Here is a 13822-nt window from a genome sequence, read left to right as displayed (position 1 = left end):
ACCGGCACTTCGCACGACAGATGGCTGCCGTCGCGCTCGAAAATCGGATGCTCTTTGACGCGGATCTCGACGTACAGGTCGCCCGGCGGTCCACCGTTGCGTCCGGCTTCGCCCTCGCCGGTCAAGCGAATGCGGTCGCCGTTGTCGACGCCCTGAGGCACTTTGATATTCAGCGTTTTCTTTTTGCGCAGCCGGCCCTGCCCGAGGCAAGAATCGCACGGCTGACTGACGATCTGACCGCGGCCCTTGCAGCGCGGGCAGGTCTGCTGAACCGCGAAGAAGCCCTGTTGCATACGAACCTGACCGGCACCGTTACAGGTGTCGCAGGTGACGGGCTTGGAACCGGGTGCGGCGCCCGAGCCGGAGCACGGCTCGCACTCGGCCAGCGTGGTGAAATCGATGTCCGAGGAATGACCGAACACGGCCTGCTCGAGGTCGAGCTCCAGGTCGTAGCGAAGATCGGCACCGCGGAACACCTGCTGGCGCCCGCCGCGACGTCCGCCGCCGAAAATATCTCCGAAAACGTCGCCGAAGATGTCGCTGAATGCGTCGGACGCACTGAAACCGCCGCCACCGCCGCGAGCCGCCAGCCCTTCGTGACCGTGCTGATCGTAAATGGCGCGCTTCTGCGCGTCGGTCAGCACTTCATAGGCTTCCTTGGCCTCTTTGAATTTTTCCTCGGCCTCGGCGTCGTTGGGATTACGGTCCGGATGAAACTTCATCGCCAGCCGGCGATAAGACTTCTTGATCTCGGCCTCCGTGGCCGTGCGGGCTACATCGAGCACCTTGTAGTAGTCGCGCTTGGACATTAGAAATCGGAGACCTGCTTCAGTTGCGCGCATGATGCCTGCGCTCGCGGGCATCAGCTACCGAAAAACGAAGTCGGGCCCAGGAGACTTGCGCTCCTGGGCCCGGGATCGATCGACTTACTTCTTCTTGTCTTTGACTTCTTCGAATTCGGCGTCGAGCACGTCGTCGTTGCCGCCCGGTGCACCGCCAGCGCCCGCAGCACCCTGCGGACCGGCGCCCGGACCGGCACCTGCGTCACCCGACTGCTGCGCCAGAGCGGCCGCCAGACGGTTCACTTCGGCCGCCTTCTTCTCGATGATTTCCTTGTCGTCACCGCCCAAGGCGCGCTTCAGATCGGACACGGCATTTTCGATGTTGGCGCGATCGGCAGCCGGGACTTTCTCGCCCAGGTCCTTCAACGCCTTCTCGGTCCCATGCACCAGCGCGTCGGCCTTGTTACGGGACTCGACCAACTCGCGGAACTTGCGATCTTCCTCAGCGTGCGCCTCGGCGTCCTTCACCATGCGCTTGATCTCATCCTCGTTCAGGCCAGTGGAGGCCTTGATGACGATCTTCTGTTCCTTGCCGGTGGCCTTGTCCTTCGCCTGCACGTTCAGGATGCCGTTGGCATCGATGTCGAACGTGACTTCGATCTGCGGCATGCCACGCTGCGCCGGCGGAATGCCTTCCAGGTTGAATTGACCCAGCGACTTGTTGTCGTGCGCGCGCTGACGTTCACCCTGCAACACGTGAATGGTCACGGCGCCCTGGTTGTCGTCGGCGGTCGAGAAGGTCTGATTCGCCTTGGTCGGAATCGTGGTGTTCTTCTCGATCAGCTTGGTCATCACGCCGCCGAGGGTTTCGATACCCAGCGACAGCGGCGTCACGTCGAGCAACAACACGTCCTTCACTTCGCCGGACAACACACCGCCCTGAATCGCGGCGCCCACGGCCACGGCTTCATCGGGGTTCACGTCCTTGCGCGGCTCCTGGCCGAAGAAGTCCTTCACCTGCTTCTGCACCAACGGCATGCGGGTCTGACCGCCGACCAGAATCACTTCGGACACGTCTTTGATCGACAGGCCGGCGTCCTTCAACGCGATCCGGCACGGATCGATGGTCTTGGTCACCAGGTCCTCGACCAGCGAATCGAGCTTGGCGCGAGTCAGCTTGATGTTGAGGTGCTTCGGACCGGACGCATCGGCCGTGATGTACGGCAGATTGATTTCGGTCTGCTGGCTGGAGGACAGTTCGATCTTGGCCTTCTCGGCCGCTTCCTTCAGGCGCTGCATGGCCAGCGGATCGCGACGCACGTCGACACCGCTTTCTTTCTTGAACTCTTCGCCCAGGTAATCGATGACGCGCTTGTCGAAGTCCTCACCGCCGAGGAAGGTGTCGCCGTTGGTGGCCAGCACTTCGAACTGACGCTCGCCGTCGACATCGGCCACTTCGATGATGGACACGTCGAAGGTGCCGCCGCCCAAGTCATACACCGCAATCTTGCGATCGCCGCCCGCCTTGTCGATGCCATACGCCAACGCCGCCGCGGTCGGCTCGTTGATGATGCGCTTGACGTTCAGGCCAGCGATGCGGCCGGCGTCTTTGGTCGCCTGGCGCTGCGAATCGTTGAAGTAGGCCGGCACGGTGATGACGGCTTCAGTGACCGGGGCACCGAGATAATCCTCGGCGGTCTTCTTCATCTTCATCAGGATGCGCGCGGACACTTCCTGCGGCGCCATCTGCTTGCCCTGCACGTCGACCCAGGCGTCGCCGTTGTCAGCCTTGCTGATCTTATACGGCACCATGTCGACGTCTTTCTGCACGACATGGTCTTCGAAGCGACGGCCGATCAGACGCTTGATGGCGAACAGCGTGTTCTGCGGATTGGTCACGGCCTGGCGCTTGGCGGACTGGCCCACCAGCACCTCATTGTCCTTGGTGAAGGCAACGATGGACGGTGTAGTGCGATCGCCCTCGCTGTTCTCGATCACGCGCGGCTTGCCGCCTTCCATGATCGCGACGCACGAGTTGGTCGTGCCGAGGTCGATGCCGATGACTTTGCTCATGGCCAAAGGTCTCCTGCAAAATTTCCGTTAATAATTAGTTCGAATCTAGGGACAGTAATCACTACTTGCTGCGCTATCTGGCGACCCTGTGGACATTTACAAGGGCCGCCGGCGCCGCACGCCGGCTCAGGGCGCTTTGGCGACGATGACGCGTGCCGGCCGTAGCAACCGGCCATTGAGCTGGTAGCCCTTCTGCACCACCTGCGTGACGCTGTCCGGGACATGCTCGGGCGACGGCTGCATGGCCATGGCCTCATGTAATTCGGGGTTGAACGGCTCGCCCAGCGGGTCGATTTCCAGCACGCCGGCCTTTTCGAAGGCCTTGGCCAGCAGTTTCAGCGTGGCTTCGGTACCGGCGCGCAGTGTCTGCGGATCGCCGGCCGCCAGTAGGCCCAGTTCCAGGCTGTCCTTGACGCTTACCAGGTCGTTGGCAAAGCGGTCGACCGCGTACTTATGCGCCTGCTCTACATCCCGGGACGCACGCTTGCGAATATTTTCCATCTCGGCCAGCGCACGCATATACAGGTCGCGGCTTTCCAGGGCACGGGCTTCGGCCGCCACCAGAGCGTCCTGCAAATCGACGCCGGCGCCGTCCCCGGCGTTGGCCCCAGCATTGACCCCAGGGGCCCCGGGCGCGCGATCCTGCTCGTTGGGCGTGCTCATGAACGTCGTTCTCCTATCGAAAAAGGCCTAACGCAAAAGTAGTTGAGCCCGGCCGGCATCGGCCCGGGCAGCAAAGGGGCGGCATTCTGCCTGATCAGGCGGCCGGAATGGCGGCTCAGGCGCGAGAATTCAAGGCGGAGCCAAGCAACCGCGCGGTGACATCGACGATGGGAATGATGCGTTCGTAGGCCATCCGGGTCGGGCCGATCACGCCCAGCACCCCGACCACTTCGTTATCCAAGGTGTACGGCGCGGTGACCACGCTGCAATCGTCCAGGATGGTGTAGCCCGATTCCTGACCGATGAAGATCTGCACGCCTTCGGCTTTCAGGCTCAGATCCAACAGGTGCAGGATGTCCCGCTGCTGGGTGAACGCCTCGAACAGGCGGCGCAGCTTCTCGACGTTGGACAGCTCGGCGAAGCTCATCAGGTTGGTCTCGCCCGCCATCACATATTCCATGCGCCCGCCGAAGCCAGTCGGCATGACCACGTGCTGCGCCAGGTGGATGGCATCCAGCATCACCTGGTTCAACGACTCACGCGTTTCTTTCAGCTGGCTGAGCAGATGCTCGCGCACCGCGCTCAATTCCTTGCCGCCGAATTCCTGATTCAAATAATTGGCCGCGCGCCGCAGCTCTTCGGAGTTGTACTGCCGTTCCAGCTGCAAGATGCGGTTCTGCACCTCGCGACCGTTCACCACCATGATGGCGAGCACGCGGTTATCCGACAGCGGCACGAATTCGATCTGGCTCAACGCCGAATGACTCTGGCGCGGTAAGGTCACGACGCCGGCCAGCCGCGTCACGCTCGAGAGCATCTGCGAAGCGGCGGCGACCAGCGCTTTATGGTCGGCGGTGTGTTCGCCGAAGCGCGTCTGAATGGCGGCGATCTTCTCGTCGTCCAACGGCTCGTACTTGAGCAGCGTGTCGACGAAGAAGCGATAACCCTTGTCGGTGGGGACGCGGCCGGCGGAGGTGTGCGGCGAAGTGACGAAACCCAGTTCTTCCAGATCCGCCATCACGTTGCGGATGGTGGCGGCACTCAGGTTCAACCCCAAGTCACGGGATAACGTTCGGGACCCGACCGGCTGTCCGTCGCGGATGTAATGCCCTACCAACAGCCGCAGCAGCTGTTGGGATCGTTCATTCAGCGATTCGTCGTGGCTCATCGTACCGTTCGGTCGGACTCAAACCTATGTGACAGAAGGCATTTTGCACCGACCCGCAATGCGTAGCTGTACTGTCGAAGTGAAGCTAAGCATGGCGCCGGGCGCTGTCAAGCACACCTGATGGGGAGCGCCTGCCGATTGGCCACCGGATTCGCGTGGCTGGTTGACATGGGTCCGTGCTACAAACCGCAACCATGCCGGCCACCCCCGAACCGTTTCACACCATCGCCATCATCGGCAACACGCGCGACTCGCGCGTCGTCGAGTCGCTGCAGATACTTGCCGCGCACTTGCACAGCCGCAGCCGACGCGTGCTGGTCGATGCAGCGACCAGCGTCGACTATCGCGACGTGAAAGTGGAGCAGCTCGCCGAATCGGAGCTGTGTGCAGCGTCAGATTTGTTGATCGCGGTCGGTGGCGACGGCTCCATGTTGCATGCGGCTCGCTTGGCCGCACCTCGCGCCATTCCGGTGCTCGGTATCAATCGCGGTCGCCTGGGATTTCTGGCGGATATCGGCCCGGCCGAACTCACCGCGCGGGTCGATGAGATTCTCGCCGGCAGCTATGTGACCGATCGCCGCGCCATGCTCCAAGCAACGTTGAGCTCGCCCGGCGAGCCGGATCGTCATTGCAATGGCTTGAACGACGTGGTGCTACAAAAGTGGCAGACCGGTCGGATCCTGGACTTCGAAACCTGGATCGACGGCCGTTATGTGAACACGCACGGCGGCGACGGCTTGGTGATCGCGACCGCCACCGGCTCGACCGCTTATGCACTTTCCTGCGGCGGCCCGATTCTTTATCCAGGCCTGGACGCAGTGGTGCTGGCGCCGATCTGTCCGCACACCTTGTCGGATCGCCCCATCGTGGTCCGCAGCAGCTCGATCATCGAAGTGCGCCTGCTCGATCGTCCGGACAGCAACGCGCAAATCACTTGCGACGGCGTTTCCCTGGGCGCGCTGTCCCAAGGCGACCGGCTGATCGTGCAGCCAGCGGCGGCCAACGTCACCCTGCTACATCCGGCCGATCACGATTACTATCGCACGCTGCGTTCGAAGCTGCGTTGGGGCCGCGGCGATCGCACGGCTCCCTATAACGAAACCTCGGAATAACTTCCTCCAAAGCGACGATGCTCACTCATATTCAGATCCGCGACTTCGCCATCATCGACGCGGTCGAGCTGGAGCTTGGCGCGGGCTTGACCGTGCTCACCGGCGAGACCGGTGCGGGCAAGTCCATCCTGGTCGATGCGCTGTTGCTGTCGGCCGGTGGCCGTGCCGGTGCCGAAGTCGTTCGTCACGGTGCCGAGCGAGCCGAAGTGTCGGCGACCTTCGCCATCGACAAGAACGCCGCCGCGCACGCCTGGTTGGCCGAACAATCCATCGAGCACGAAGGCGAATGCGTGCTGCGACGAGTGGTCGCAGCTGACGGTCGTTCGCGCGCTTACGTAAACGGCCAAGCGATGCCCGTGCAGGCGCTACGACAACTCGGCGAAACGCTCGTCGACGTGCACGGCCAGATGGAATATCAGTCGCTGGTACGTCGCTCGGCGCAACGCGAGTTGCTCGATCAGAGCGGCGAACATCGCGAACTGCTCAGCAACGTCGGCGAGACCTGGCGCACTTTGTCGCAAGTCAAAGAAGAGCGCGATCGCGCCGCCGCCTCCGCCCAAGATCGCGAAGCTCGGCTCGAACTGCTGCGCTATCACCTGAGCGAACTGCAAGCCCTCGACCTCAAAGAAGGCGAAGCTGAAGAACTCAGCAGCGAGCGGCAACGCTTGTCCCAGCGCGGACGACTCGCCAGCGGTGCCAGAGAAATCGTTCAGCTATTGCGTGAAGCCGAAGATGTGAGCGCCGAGCAGGCGATCTCGCGCGCGCTCTCCACTGCACGCCACGTCGGCGAACTGGATCCGACGTTCGTGCCGATGACCAAGCTGATCGAAGAAAGCTTGATCACGCTGCGCGAAGGCGTCGAAGCGGTGGAGCGTTACGAATCCGATCTCGAAGCCGATCCGCAGCGTCAGGAATGGGTCGAGGAACGGCTCGCCACCATGGAGTCGATCGCGCGCAAACATCGCGTCGAAGTCAGCGCACTGATCAATCTGCGCGCCGAGTTGCAGCAGGAGTTTCAGCGACTCGATTCGCTGGAAGCCTCGATGGCCCAGATCGAAAAGCGGCTGGAACAGGCTCAGCAAAAATTCAGCGCTGCCTGCACCAAGCTCACGACTGCGCGCAAAGCTGCGGCGAAAAGCTTGGGCGAAAGCATCACCACGTTGATGCAGACCCTGGGCATGCCAGGCGGCAAATTTCAGATCGACGTGCGAGCTGCCGAGAGCGCCGGCTTGAATGGTGCCGACGACATTGAGTTCCTGGTCAGCGCCAACCCCGGCCAACCGCCGCGCGCGCTCGCCAAGGTCGCCTCGGGCGGCGAGCTATCGCGTATCAGCCTCGCCATTCAGGTAGCAGCGGTGCAGACCGATGCCATGGCCGGTTCGCTGGCCTGCCTGGTGTTCGACGAAGTCGACGCGGGTGTGGGCGGCGGCGTGGCCGAAATCGTGGGTCGTCAATTGCGAACTTTAGGCGAGCGAGCGCAGGCCCTGTGCGTCACCCACCTGCCCCAAGTCGCAAGCCAGGCGCACGCCCATGTCCGAGTCACCAAGCTGACCGACGGCAAGACCACACGGACCGCGCTACACCCGTTGACCGCGGACGAGCGCGTCGAAGAAATCGCCCGCATGCTCGGCGGCATCAATGTGACCGACAAAGCCCGGGAACACGCGGCCGAGATGCTGCGACCGGCGCCTGCGAAGAGTTCGGCAAAAGCGACCAAAGCGGCGAGCAAACAGTCAGAAAGCACCGCCAAGGCACCGCCGGCCAAAGCCGCCGCGGCCGGTCGCAAGAAGCCGGCCCGGCGCTAAGCTCCGGGCGGCTGCAGAGGGCGATTAATTGCGGTTTTTGAGGTTGCGAGCCGGGCAATCCGGCCGGCTGCAATAGCCGTACAGGATCATGGAATGATCCTTGAGCTCGTACTTCAGGCGAGCCGCGACCTGGCGCTGACGCTCCTCGATGCCGGCATCCATGAACTCTTCCACCCGGCCGCAGCCTAAGCAGACGATGTGGTCATGGTGCTGACCCTCGTTGAGCTCGAACACCGCCGTGGTGCCCTCGAAGTGATGACGAGTGACCAGCCCAGCGGCCTCGAACTGCGTCAGGACGCGATACACCGTGGCGAGACCGATATCCTCGTGCGACTCCAGCAGATGCTTATAGATGTCTTCCGCACTCATGTGGCGCGGGGTCGCGGTGCCGAGAATCTCCAGAATCTTGATCCGAGGCAACGTGACCTTGAGCCCGGCCTTGCGCAAATCATTGGTTTCCACGTGCTTGTCCTCGAGATCGAACGTCGGTGAGCGTCCCGCTGCGAGATCGATCACTTTTGAGTATCATCCACCCGCATTATCACGCAGCTGCGCCGCTTGCTCCACCCCGAAATGACACCAATCAACTCTCTGTCGGCTGGCTTTAGAGTGCGGCTTTACGCCTCGCTGTTCGCAGTGCTGCTCACGGCCGGAGCGCTCTCAGGATGCGTCCATCGCATCGATATTCAACAAGGCAACTTTCTCGACACCGAGGACATCGATCGGGTCACCGTCGGCATGACGCGCGTCCAGGTGCGATCGCTTCTCGGTACGCCCATGGTGGCCGACCCATTCATCAGCACCCGTTGGGACTACATGTACTACCTGAAGCGCGGCCGCTGGGCCGACGCGCAGCGCCGGCACTTCATCGTGTACTTCGACGCCACCGATAAGGTAGAGCGCATCGAACGGCCGGTGGACACGACCAAGCCGGCGGTGAAGACCGCCGCCGCTAACTGAAGCGGCGCGCTACTTTCGACTGCCGGTTTCGGCACGGCTGCGCTTTGCAGCCTCTCGCCGGCTCTGCTTAGGGTCGATCAGCAGCGGTCGCAGGATTTCGATGCGATCGCCATCGCGCAGCTCGTAGGTGAGCGGCACCGAACGCCCAAAGATCGCGCACGCCAGCGGCTGCTGGGCCGCTTCCGGAAATTTTTGCAGCAGCCCCGAGCGAGTCACCGCGTCTTCCAGCGCTGTGCCGGGCGCTAATTCCAGATCGACGCTGGCTTGCTGGTCCGGTAACGCGTACACCACGCGGATGCGCAGCAGGTCAGCCTTTTCCATAGACTGAGCGGGCTCGCTCGACGAACGCGTCGATCATTTCGCCGCAGTTCTTCTCGAAGCTGCGCGACAACAGCATGCCCAGCATGGCGTTGGCGAATTCGAAGCGGATGGTCAAACCGACCTTGACGCCGCGCTCGCCCAGCGGGGTGAAGGTCCAACGGCCCTCGAAGGTCTTGAAAGGCCCGTCCACCAGCGTCATCAACATCTCGGTGGGACGTTTCAGAAAATTGCGCGTGGTGAAGGTCTCGGACACGCCCGCTTTGTGCATCTCCAGCTTGCCGGTGACCTGCTCCGGCGTGCTTTCCAGTTTGGTGGCCGCGGAAATCCACGGCACGAACTGCGGATACTGCTCAATGTCCTCGACCAGCGCGAACATCTGTTCGGCCGTGTAGGACACCAGGGCACTTCGAGTTACTTCACGCATGCGCCGGCACGGTACAATCGGCGACCCTTATGATCAAGCAGCCAGTCAAAGACAATCCGACCATCGCCGAGAACCGCCAGGCGCGCCACGAGTACTTCATCGAGGAGACTTACGAGGCCGGCCTGTCGTTACAAGGTTGGGAGGTCAAGAGCATGCGCGCCGGGCGCGTGCAGCTGAAAGAAGCGTACGTGTTCGTCAAGAACGCCGAAGCCTTCATTTTCGGCGCCCACATCTCCGCCCTGCCGACCGCCTCGACCCATGTGATCCCGGACCCGATCCGCACGCGCAAGCTGCTGCTGAACCGCGCCGAGCTGAACAGACTGGTCGGCGCCGTCGAGCGCAAGGGTTACACCCTGGTGCCGCTGGAAATGTACTGGAAGGCCGGCCGCGCCAAGCTGCGCATCGGACTCGCCAAGGGCAAGAAGGAGCACGACAAGCGCGCGACCTCCAAGGACCGCGACTGGCAACGCGAGAAATCGCGACTAATGAAACATTCGAAGCGCTGAGCGACGCGCTTTCCTAAGACATTCCCTGCACGCGTCGGAGCGACGCGGCAGCAAAATAAGAAATGCATCACGTCGTTACAGTTCCTTACTGGATGTAGACGCACTGGCGGGCAGTGTGCACTGTGAGCCGCACCGTGCGGCCTAGCGTTTCCGGGAGGAAACATGACCAGTGCAATATCGATGAGCAGCTGCTCCTCGTACGCGAGTATGCAAACGCGTGCGGCGGACACATCAAAGCTGCAGCAACAGTTGTTCAGCAAAGTCGACAGCAATGGCGACAAGTCCATCGACGCGACCGAGCTGACTTCATTCCTAGACTACGTTAGTGAAAAAACCGGCTCGAGCGTCGATTCAGCAGCGGCGCTGAAGGCCCTCGACAGCGATGGCAATGGCTCGATCAGCGAGACCGAACTGACGGATAACGCCAGCGCGTTGTTCGACCAGTTGCGAGCTTCAGTGATGAGTTCGCAGATCGGTTCGCAGATGGGGGCACCGCCGCCGCCTCCGCCGCCTTCGGACTCGGAAGATTCGAGCGATATGTTCAGCTCGATCGACACCGATAGCGATGGCTCGATCTCCAAGACGGAACTCGAAACATTCTTGAGCAGCCGTGCGGAAGAAAGCGGTCGCAGTGGCGGACCGAGCGCAGAAGAAATTCTGGCTCGTGACGACACCGACAGCGACGGCAGCATCAGCTCCGCCGAGTTCGAAGAAGCAATGAGCCGTGGCCCGCAAGGTCCGCGTGGTGAAGGTGGCGGTGGCGGCCCGAAGTTCGAGCAGCTGCTGTCTTCATTGCTGAGCCAGTACACGGCAGTGAGCTCTGCGTCTTCGACTGAGAGCAGCACTTCCTCGTTGAGTATCGCCGCCTGATCAGCGACGTGATTCAGGGCGTGCGTCGCCAGTTCCGCGGCTGGCGACGCAAGCTCCAGGCTTGAGACTACCCACCGAAAATCGGTCACTACCCTCAGTCACGATGCCACTGAGCGGCGCCCGCGCTAAGGTCCCGCGTACAACGATTTGTATCGGGGGATACTGGTGGTTACACGATCCATTGCGATTAGATGGGCCTTTGGATGGGCATTCGCATTGGTCTGCGTCGCCTGTAGCAAACCGCCCGCCCCGCCCACGGATTCAGCTGCTGTCGCTCGAGTGGACGCCGCGCGTATCGTTCACGCCGATGAAGACGCTGGCAATTGGCTGACTCACGGTCGCACCTACTCCGAACAACGCTTCTCGCCGCTGACTGGCATCTCCACTGCAAACGTCGGCCAGCTTGGTCTCGCTTGGTCGCTCGATCTCGACACCACTCGCGGCCAGGAAGCGACGCCGCTAGTCATCGACGGCGTGATGTACTCGACCAGCGCTTGGAGCAAAGTGCAGGCCATCGACGCGAGCACCGGCAAACTGCTGTGGCAATACGACCCTCGCGTGCCCGGCGAATATGCCGCCAAAGCTTGTTGTGACGTGGTGAATCGCGGCCTCGCCGCGTGGGACGGTCGCTTGTTCGTCGGCACGCTCGACGGCCGACTCGTTGCACTCGACGCTGCCACCGGCACCGAGGTGTGGTCGGTCGTCACCGTCGATCAAACCAAGGCCTACACCATTACCGGTGCACCTCGCATCGTGAAAGGCAAAGTCATCATCGGCAACGGCGGCGCCGAGTTCGGCGTGCGCGGTTACATTTCTGCTTACGACACACGCGACGGCAAACAGCTGTGGCGCTTCTACACCGTGCCTGGCGATCCTTCTTTAGGCTTCGAGCAGCCTGTGCTTGCTGAGGCTGCGAAGACCTGGAAAGGCGAATGGTGGCGTCTAGGCGGCGGCGGCACCGTGTGGGATTCGATGGCCTACGATCCCGAGCTCGACCTGCTCTACTTCGGCACCGGCAACGGCTCGCCGTGGAATCAAAAGATTCGCAGCCCTGGCGGCGGCGACAATTTGTTTCTTTCCTCCATCGTCGCCGTGCACCCCGATACCGGCGAATACGTTTGGCACTACCAAACTACGCCCGGCGAAAGCTGGGACTACACAGCAACTCAGCACATCGTGCTTGCCGACGTGAGCATCGGCGGCGAGACGCGCAAAGTACTCCTGCAAGCGCCGAAGAATGGATTCTTCTATGTGCTCGATCGCGTCACCGGCAAATTGATTTCGGCTGAGAAGTACGGCGCGGTGAATTGGGCGAGTGGCGTCGATCTCGCCACCGGTCGGCCTGTCGAGAATCCCGACGCTCGCTATCCCGATCCAGAGAAGCCTTGGTTCGCGCTGCCCGGCGCGCTCGGCGCGCACAACTGGCATCCCATGTCGTTCAGCCCGCAGACTGGCTTGATCTACATCCCCGCCAACGACTTGATGTACGCGTACATCGATCGGCCCCAGTTCAAGGCGTCGCCTGTGAGCTTCAACACCGGCGTCGATCCAACCCGCACTCGAATGCTAAAGCCCGACAAATCTGCGCCGGCCGCTCCTGTTCGCGGCCTCTTACGCGCTTGGGATCCGATCGCACAGAAGGAAGCGTGGAGCGTCGAACACCCCGGCCCGTGGAACGGCGGCGTGCTCTCCACCGCCGGCGGCCTCGTGTTCCAAGGCAACGCCGTCGGCTTGTTCAACGCTTACGACGCTCGCAACGGCAAACTGCTTTGGTCCGCTGCCGCGCAGACCGGCATCGTCGCCGCTCCCATCACCTATCGCGTGAAGGACGAGCAATTCGTAGCCGTCGTCGTCGGTTGGGGCGGCGTTTATCCCAATGTCGCTGGTGAAGCGGCTCGCAAAGGCAGTCTCGCCGTCAATCGCAGCCGTGTGCTCGCGTTCAAGCTCGGCGGTGTTGGTTCGCTTCCCGACCCCGCTCCCGCCGCTACTTTTACGGCAGTTCCTCGCGTCGGCGACGATGCCGCCGCCGCTGTCGGCTTCCGCCTCTTCCACGACCACTGCTCTCGTTGCCACGGCGCCGGCGCCGTCAGCGGCGGTGTGATCCCCGACCTTCGCTGGTCCGCCTTCGCTCGCGACGGCGACGCCTGGAAGTCCGTCGTCCTCGGCGGCGCCCTGAAAGACCGCGGCATGATCAGCTTCTCCTCGGTGATCGGCGAAGCCGACGCCGAGGCATTACGCGCCTATGTGACCCAGCGCTCGAACCAATCCACACCTTAACCCTTGTGATCCGCCGGTTTGGCCTTACACTAGTGCCGTTGCCATGAGTGGCGACACCTTCGGGGGCGACCGGCTTCGACGTGGGTGGCGAAACTCCAGGTGCATGCGGAGTTGTAAGTAACTCCTTAAACTGCTTACAAACTTATAGTTGCAAACGACGACAACTACGCTCTGGCGGCTTAATCCCGCCTAACCTCCGCCTGGTATGTGCTTGTGCATCCAGATTGGGGGACGCGCTCACAAGCTCGCGAATCGGTGTGCTACAGGCCGCTTCGTCAAAACGCTCTGTCGCTGGTCATGCGTCTTCCCTGCCCTTCGGGTAGCGCACGGCGAGAATCAATGAATGGGCTAAGCATGTAGGTCTTGTAGCGTAGTGCTTGCGGACGCGGGTTCGATTCCCGCCGCCTCCACCATCACCTGTTCCGAGGACATCCAAGAAGATCCATAAGTCCTCGGAATTACTCGAAAACCCCGAGAAATTCCAGCTTCGGATGACTGCTGTCGTCCGTTGACATCTTAGACCTGTCGGGGGTATCTGCAAGGGGTATCTGGAACGCTTTGTTTCTAACGAGCGTCAAATACCCCCAATGCCGCTGACGAATATTCAAGTCGAAAAAGCGAAGCCGCGAGACAAGCATTGGAAGCTCTTTGATGAGAAAGGGCTGTACTTGCTCGTCAGCAAGGATGGCCACAAGTGGTGGCGGCTCAAGTATCGCTTCGGCGGTCGGTCTGACGGGAAGCCTGGAAAGGCGGAAAAGGTACTCGCGCTCGGCGTCTTCCCCGAGGTCTCGTTGAAGCGTGCCCGTGAGAAGCGAGACGAAGCACGGCGATTACTCGCCGACCATATCGATCCCAGCACTC

Annotated in this window: 14 protein-coding genes and 1 other RNA gene; 8 read left to right on the top strand and 7 right to left on the bottom strand. The window is 61.9% G+C overall.

Annotated features, from left to right (window positions below; genetic code table 11):
• The 4 genes from JNL55_RS29630 to hrcA form a co-directional block, all read right to left on the bottom strand.
• Positions 1 to 809 (bottom strand): molecular chaperone DnaJ (locus JNL55_RS29630; protein ID WP_293863122.1); only part of this gene is annotated, 809 nt, incomplete at its 3' end.
• Between the two features lie 117 nt (positions 810 to 926).
• Positions 927 to 2855 carry a molecular chaperone DnaK gene (gene dnaK / locus JNL55_RS29625; RefSeq protein ID WP_293863120.1) on the bottom strand — a complete coding sequence of 643 codons (1929 nt, stop codon included), beginning with the start codon at positions 2853 to 2855 and terminating at the stop codon, positions 927 to 929.
• A 126-nt stretch (positions 2856 to 2981) separates the two neighbouring features.
• Positions 2982 to 3518, bottom strand: a complete 537-nt coding sequence (gene grpE, locus JNL55_RS29620) for a nucleotide exchange factor GrpE (RefSeq protein ID WP_293863118.1) — start codon at positions 3516 to 3518, stop codon at positions 2982 to 2984.
• A 115-nt stretch (positions 3519 to 3633) separates the two neighbouring features.
• Positions 3634 to 4686, bottom strand: coding sequence for a heat-inducible transcriptional repressor HrcA (hrcA, locus tag JNL55_RS29615; protein ID WP_293863116.1), 1053 nt, complete (start codon positions 4684 to 4686; stop codon positions 3634 to 3636).
• A 194-nt stretch (positions 4687 to 4880) separates the two neighbouring features.
• On the opposite strand from hrcA, the gene JNL55_RS29610 reads away from it, so the two are divergent.
• Both JNL55_RS29610 and recN read left to right on the top strand, forming a co-directional pair.
• A complete protein-coding gene (locus JNL55_RS29610) occupies positions 4881 to 5798 on the top strand; it encodes an NAD(+) kinase (protein ID WP_293863114.1) in 918 nt (305 codons plus the stop codon).
• 17 nt (positions 5799 to 5815) lie between these two features.
• Positions 5816 to 7603, top strand: coding sequence for a DNA repair protein RecN (gene recN, locus JNL55_RS29605; protein ID WP_293863112.1), 1788 nt, complete (start codon positions 5816 to 5818; stop codon positions 7601 to 7603).
• 24 nt (positions 7604 to 7627) lie between these two features.
• On the opposite strand, the gene fur is transcribed toward recN, so the two are convergent.
• A complete protein-coding gene (gene fur, locus JNL55_RS29600) occupies positions 7628 to 8065 on the bottom strand; it encodes a ferric iron uptake transcriptional regulator (protein ID WP_322111060.1) in 438 nt (145 codons plus the stop codon).
• Between the two features lie 147 nt (positions 8066 to 8212).
• Here fur and JNL55_RS29595 point away from each other — a divergent pair, with 147 nt between their 5' ends.
• Positions 8213 to 8563, top strand: a complete 351-nt coding sequence (locus JNL55_RS29595; RefSeq protein WP_293863108.1) for an outer membrane protein assembly factor BamE — start codon at positions 8213 to 8215, stop codon at positions 8561 to 8563.
• Positions 8564 to 8572: 9 nt separating this feature from the next.
• Here JNL55_RS29595 and JNL55_RS29590 read toward each other — a convergent pair whose 3' ends face one another.
• Both JNL55_RS29590 and JNL55_RS29585 read right to left on the bottom strand, forming a co-directional pair.
• Positions 8573 to 8884, bottom strand: a complete 312-nt coding sequence (locus tag JNL55_RS29590; RefSeq protein WP_293863106.1) for an RnfH family protein — start codon at positions 8882 to 8884, stop codon at positions 8573 to 8575.
• On the bottom strand, positions 8871 to 9308 hold the full coding sequence (locus JNL55_RS29585) for a type II toxin-antitoxin system RatA family toxin (RefSeq protein WP_293863104.1): 438 nt from the start codon (positions 9306 to 9308) through the stop codon (positions 8871 to 8873). Before JNL55_RS29585 ends, JNL55_RS29590 begins: the two co-directional genes overlap by 14 nt.
• A 29-nt stretch (positions 9309 to 9337) precedes the next feature.
• On the opposite strand from JNL55_RS29585, the gene smpB reads away from it, so the two are divergent.
• The 5 genes from smpB to JNL55_RS29560 form a co-directional block, all read left to right on the top strand.
• Positions 9338 to 9814 (top strand): SsrA-binding protein SmpB, encoded by a 477-nt coding sequence (smpB, locus tag JNL55_RS29580; protein ID WP_293863102.1) that lies wholly within the window; start codon positions 9338 to 9340, stop codon positions 9812 to 9814.
• Between the two features lie 162 nt (positions 9815 to 9976).
• Positions 9977 to 10684, top strand: coding sequence for an EF-hand domain-containing protein (locus JNL55_RS29575; protein WP_293863100.1), 708 nt, complete (start codon positions 9977 to 9979; stop codon positions 10682 to 10684).
• 279 nt (positions 10685 to 10963) lie between these two features.
• Positions 10964 to 12961: a PQQ-dependent dehydrogenase, methanol/ethanol family gene (locus JNL55_RS29570; protein WP_293863098.1), complete on the top strand. Its 1998-nt coding sequence runs from the start codon at positions 10964 to 10966 to the stop codon at positions 12959 to 12961.
• Positions 12962 to 13022: 61 nt separating this feature from the next.
• Positions 13023 to 13374: a transfer-messenger RNA gene (gene ssrA / locus JNL55_RS29565) on the top strand.
• Positions 13375 to 13548: 174 nt separating this feature from the next.
• A partial coding sequence (locus JNL55_RS29560; RefSeq protein WP_293863096.1) for an Arm DNA-binding domain-containing protein occupies positions 13549 to 13822 on the top strand: 274 nt, incomplete at its 3' end.

Source organism: Steroidobacter sp., assembly GCF_016790065.1.
GTDB lineage: Bacteria > Pseudomonadota > Gammaproteobacteria > Steroidobacterales > Steroidobacteraceae > Steroidobacter.
This window is presented reverse-complemented; position numbering and strand designations above follow the sequence as displayed.

Bases quoted from the DNA above. Each gene is read 5' to 3' on its own strand.
- recN (WP_293863112.1), top strand. From the start codon at position 5,816: ATGCTCACTCATATTCAGATCCGCGACTTCGCCATCATCGACGCGGTC.
- hrcA (WP_293863116.1), bottom strand. From the start codon at position 4,686: ATGAGCCACGACGAATCGCTGAATGAACGATCCCAACAGCTGCTGCGG.
- JNL55_RS29585 (WP_293863104.1), bottom strand. From the start codon at position 9,308: ATGCGTGAAGTAACTCGAAGTGCCCTGGTGTCCTACACGGCCGAACAG.
- dnaK (WP_293863120.1), bottom strand. From the start codon at position 2,855: ATGAGCAAAGTCATCGGCATCGACCTCGGCACGACCAACTCGTGCGTC.
- JNL55_RS29575 (WP_293863100.1), top strand. From the start codon at position 9,977: ATGACCAGTGCAATATCGATGAGCAGCTGCTCCTCGTACGCGAGTATG.
- JNL55_RS29610 (WP_293863114.1), top strand. From the start codon at position 4,881: ATGCCGGCCACCCCCGAACCGTTTCACACCATCGCCATCATCGGCAAC.
- smpB (WP_293863102.1), top strand. From the start codon at position 9,338: ATGATCAAGCAGCCAGTCAAAGACAATCCGACCATCGCCGAGAACCGC.
- JNL55_RS29590 (WP_293863106.1), bottom strand. From the start codon at position 8,884: ATGGAAAAGGCTGACCTGCTGCGCATCCGCGTGGTGTACGCGTTACCG.
- grpE (WP_293863118.1), bottom strand. From the start codon at position 3,518: ATGAGCACGCCCAACGAGCAGGATCGCGCGCCCGGGGCCCCTGGGGTC.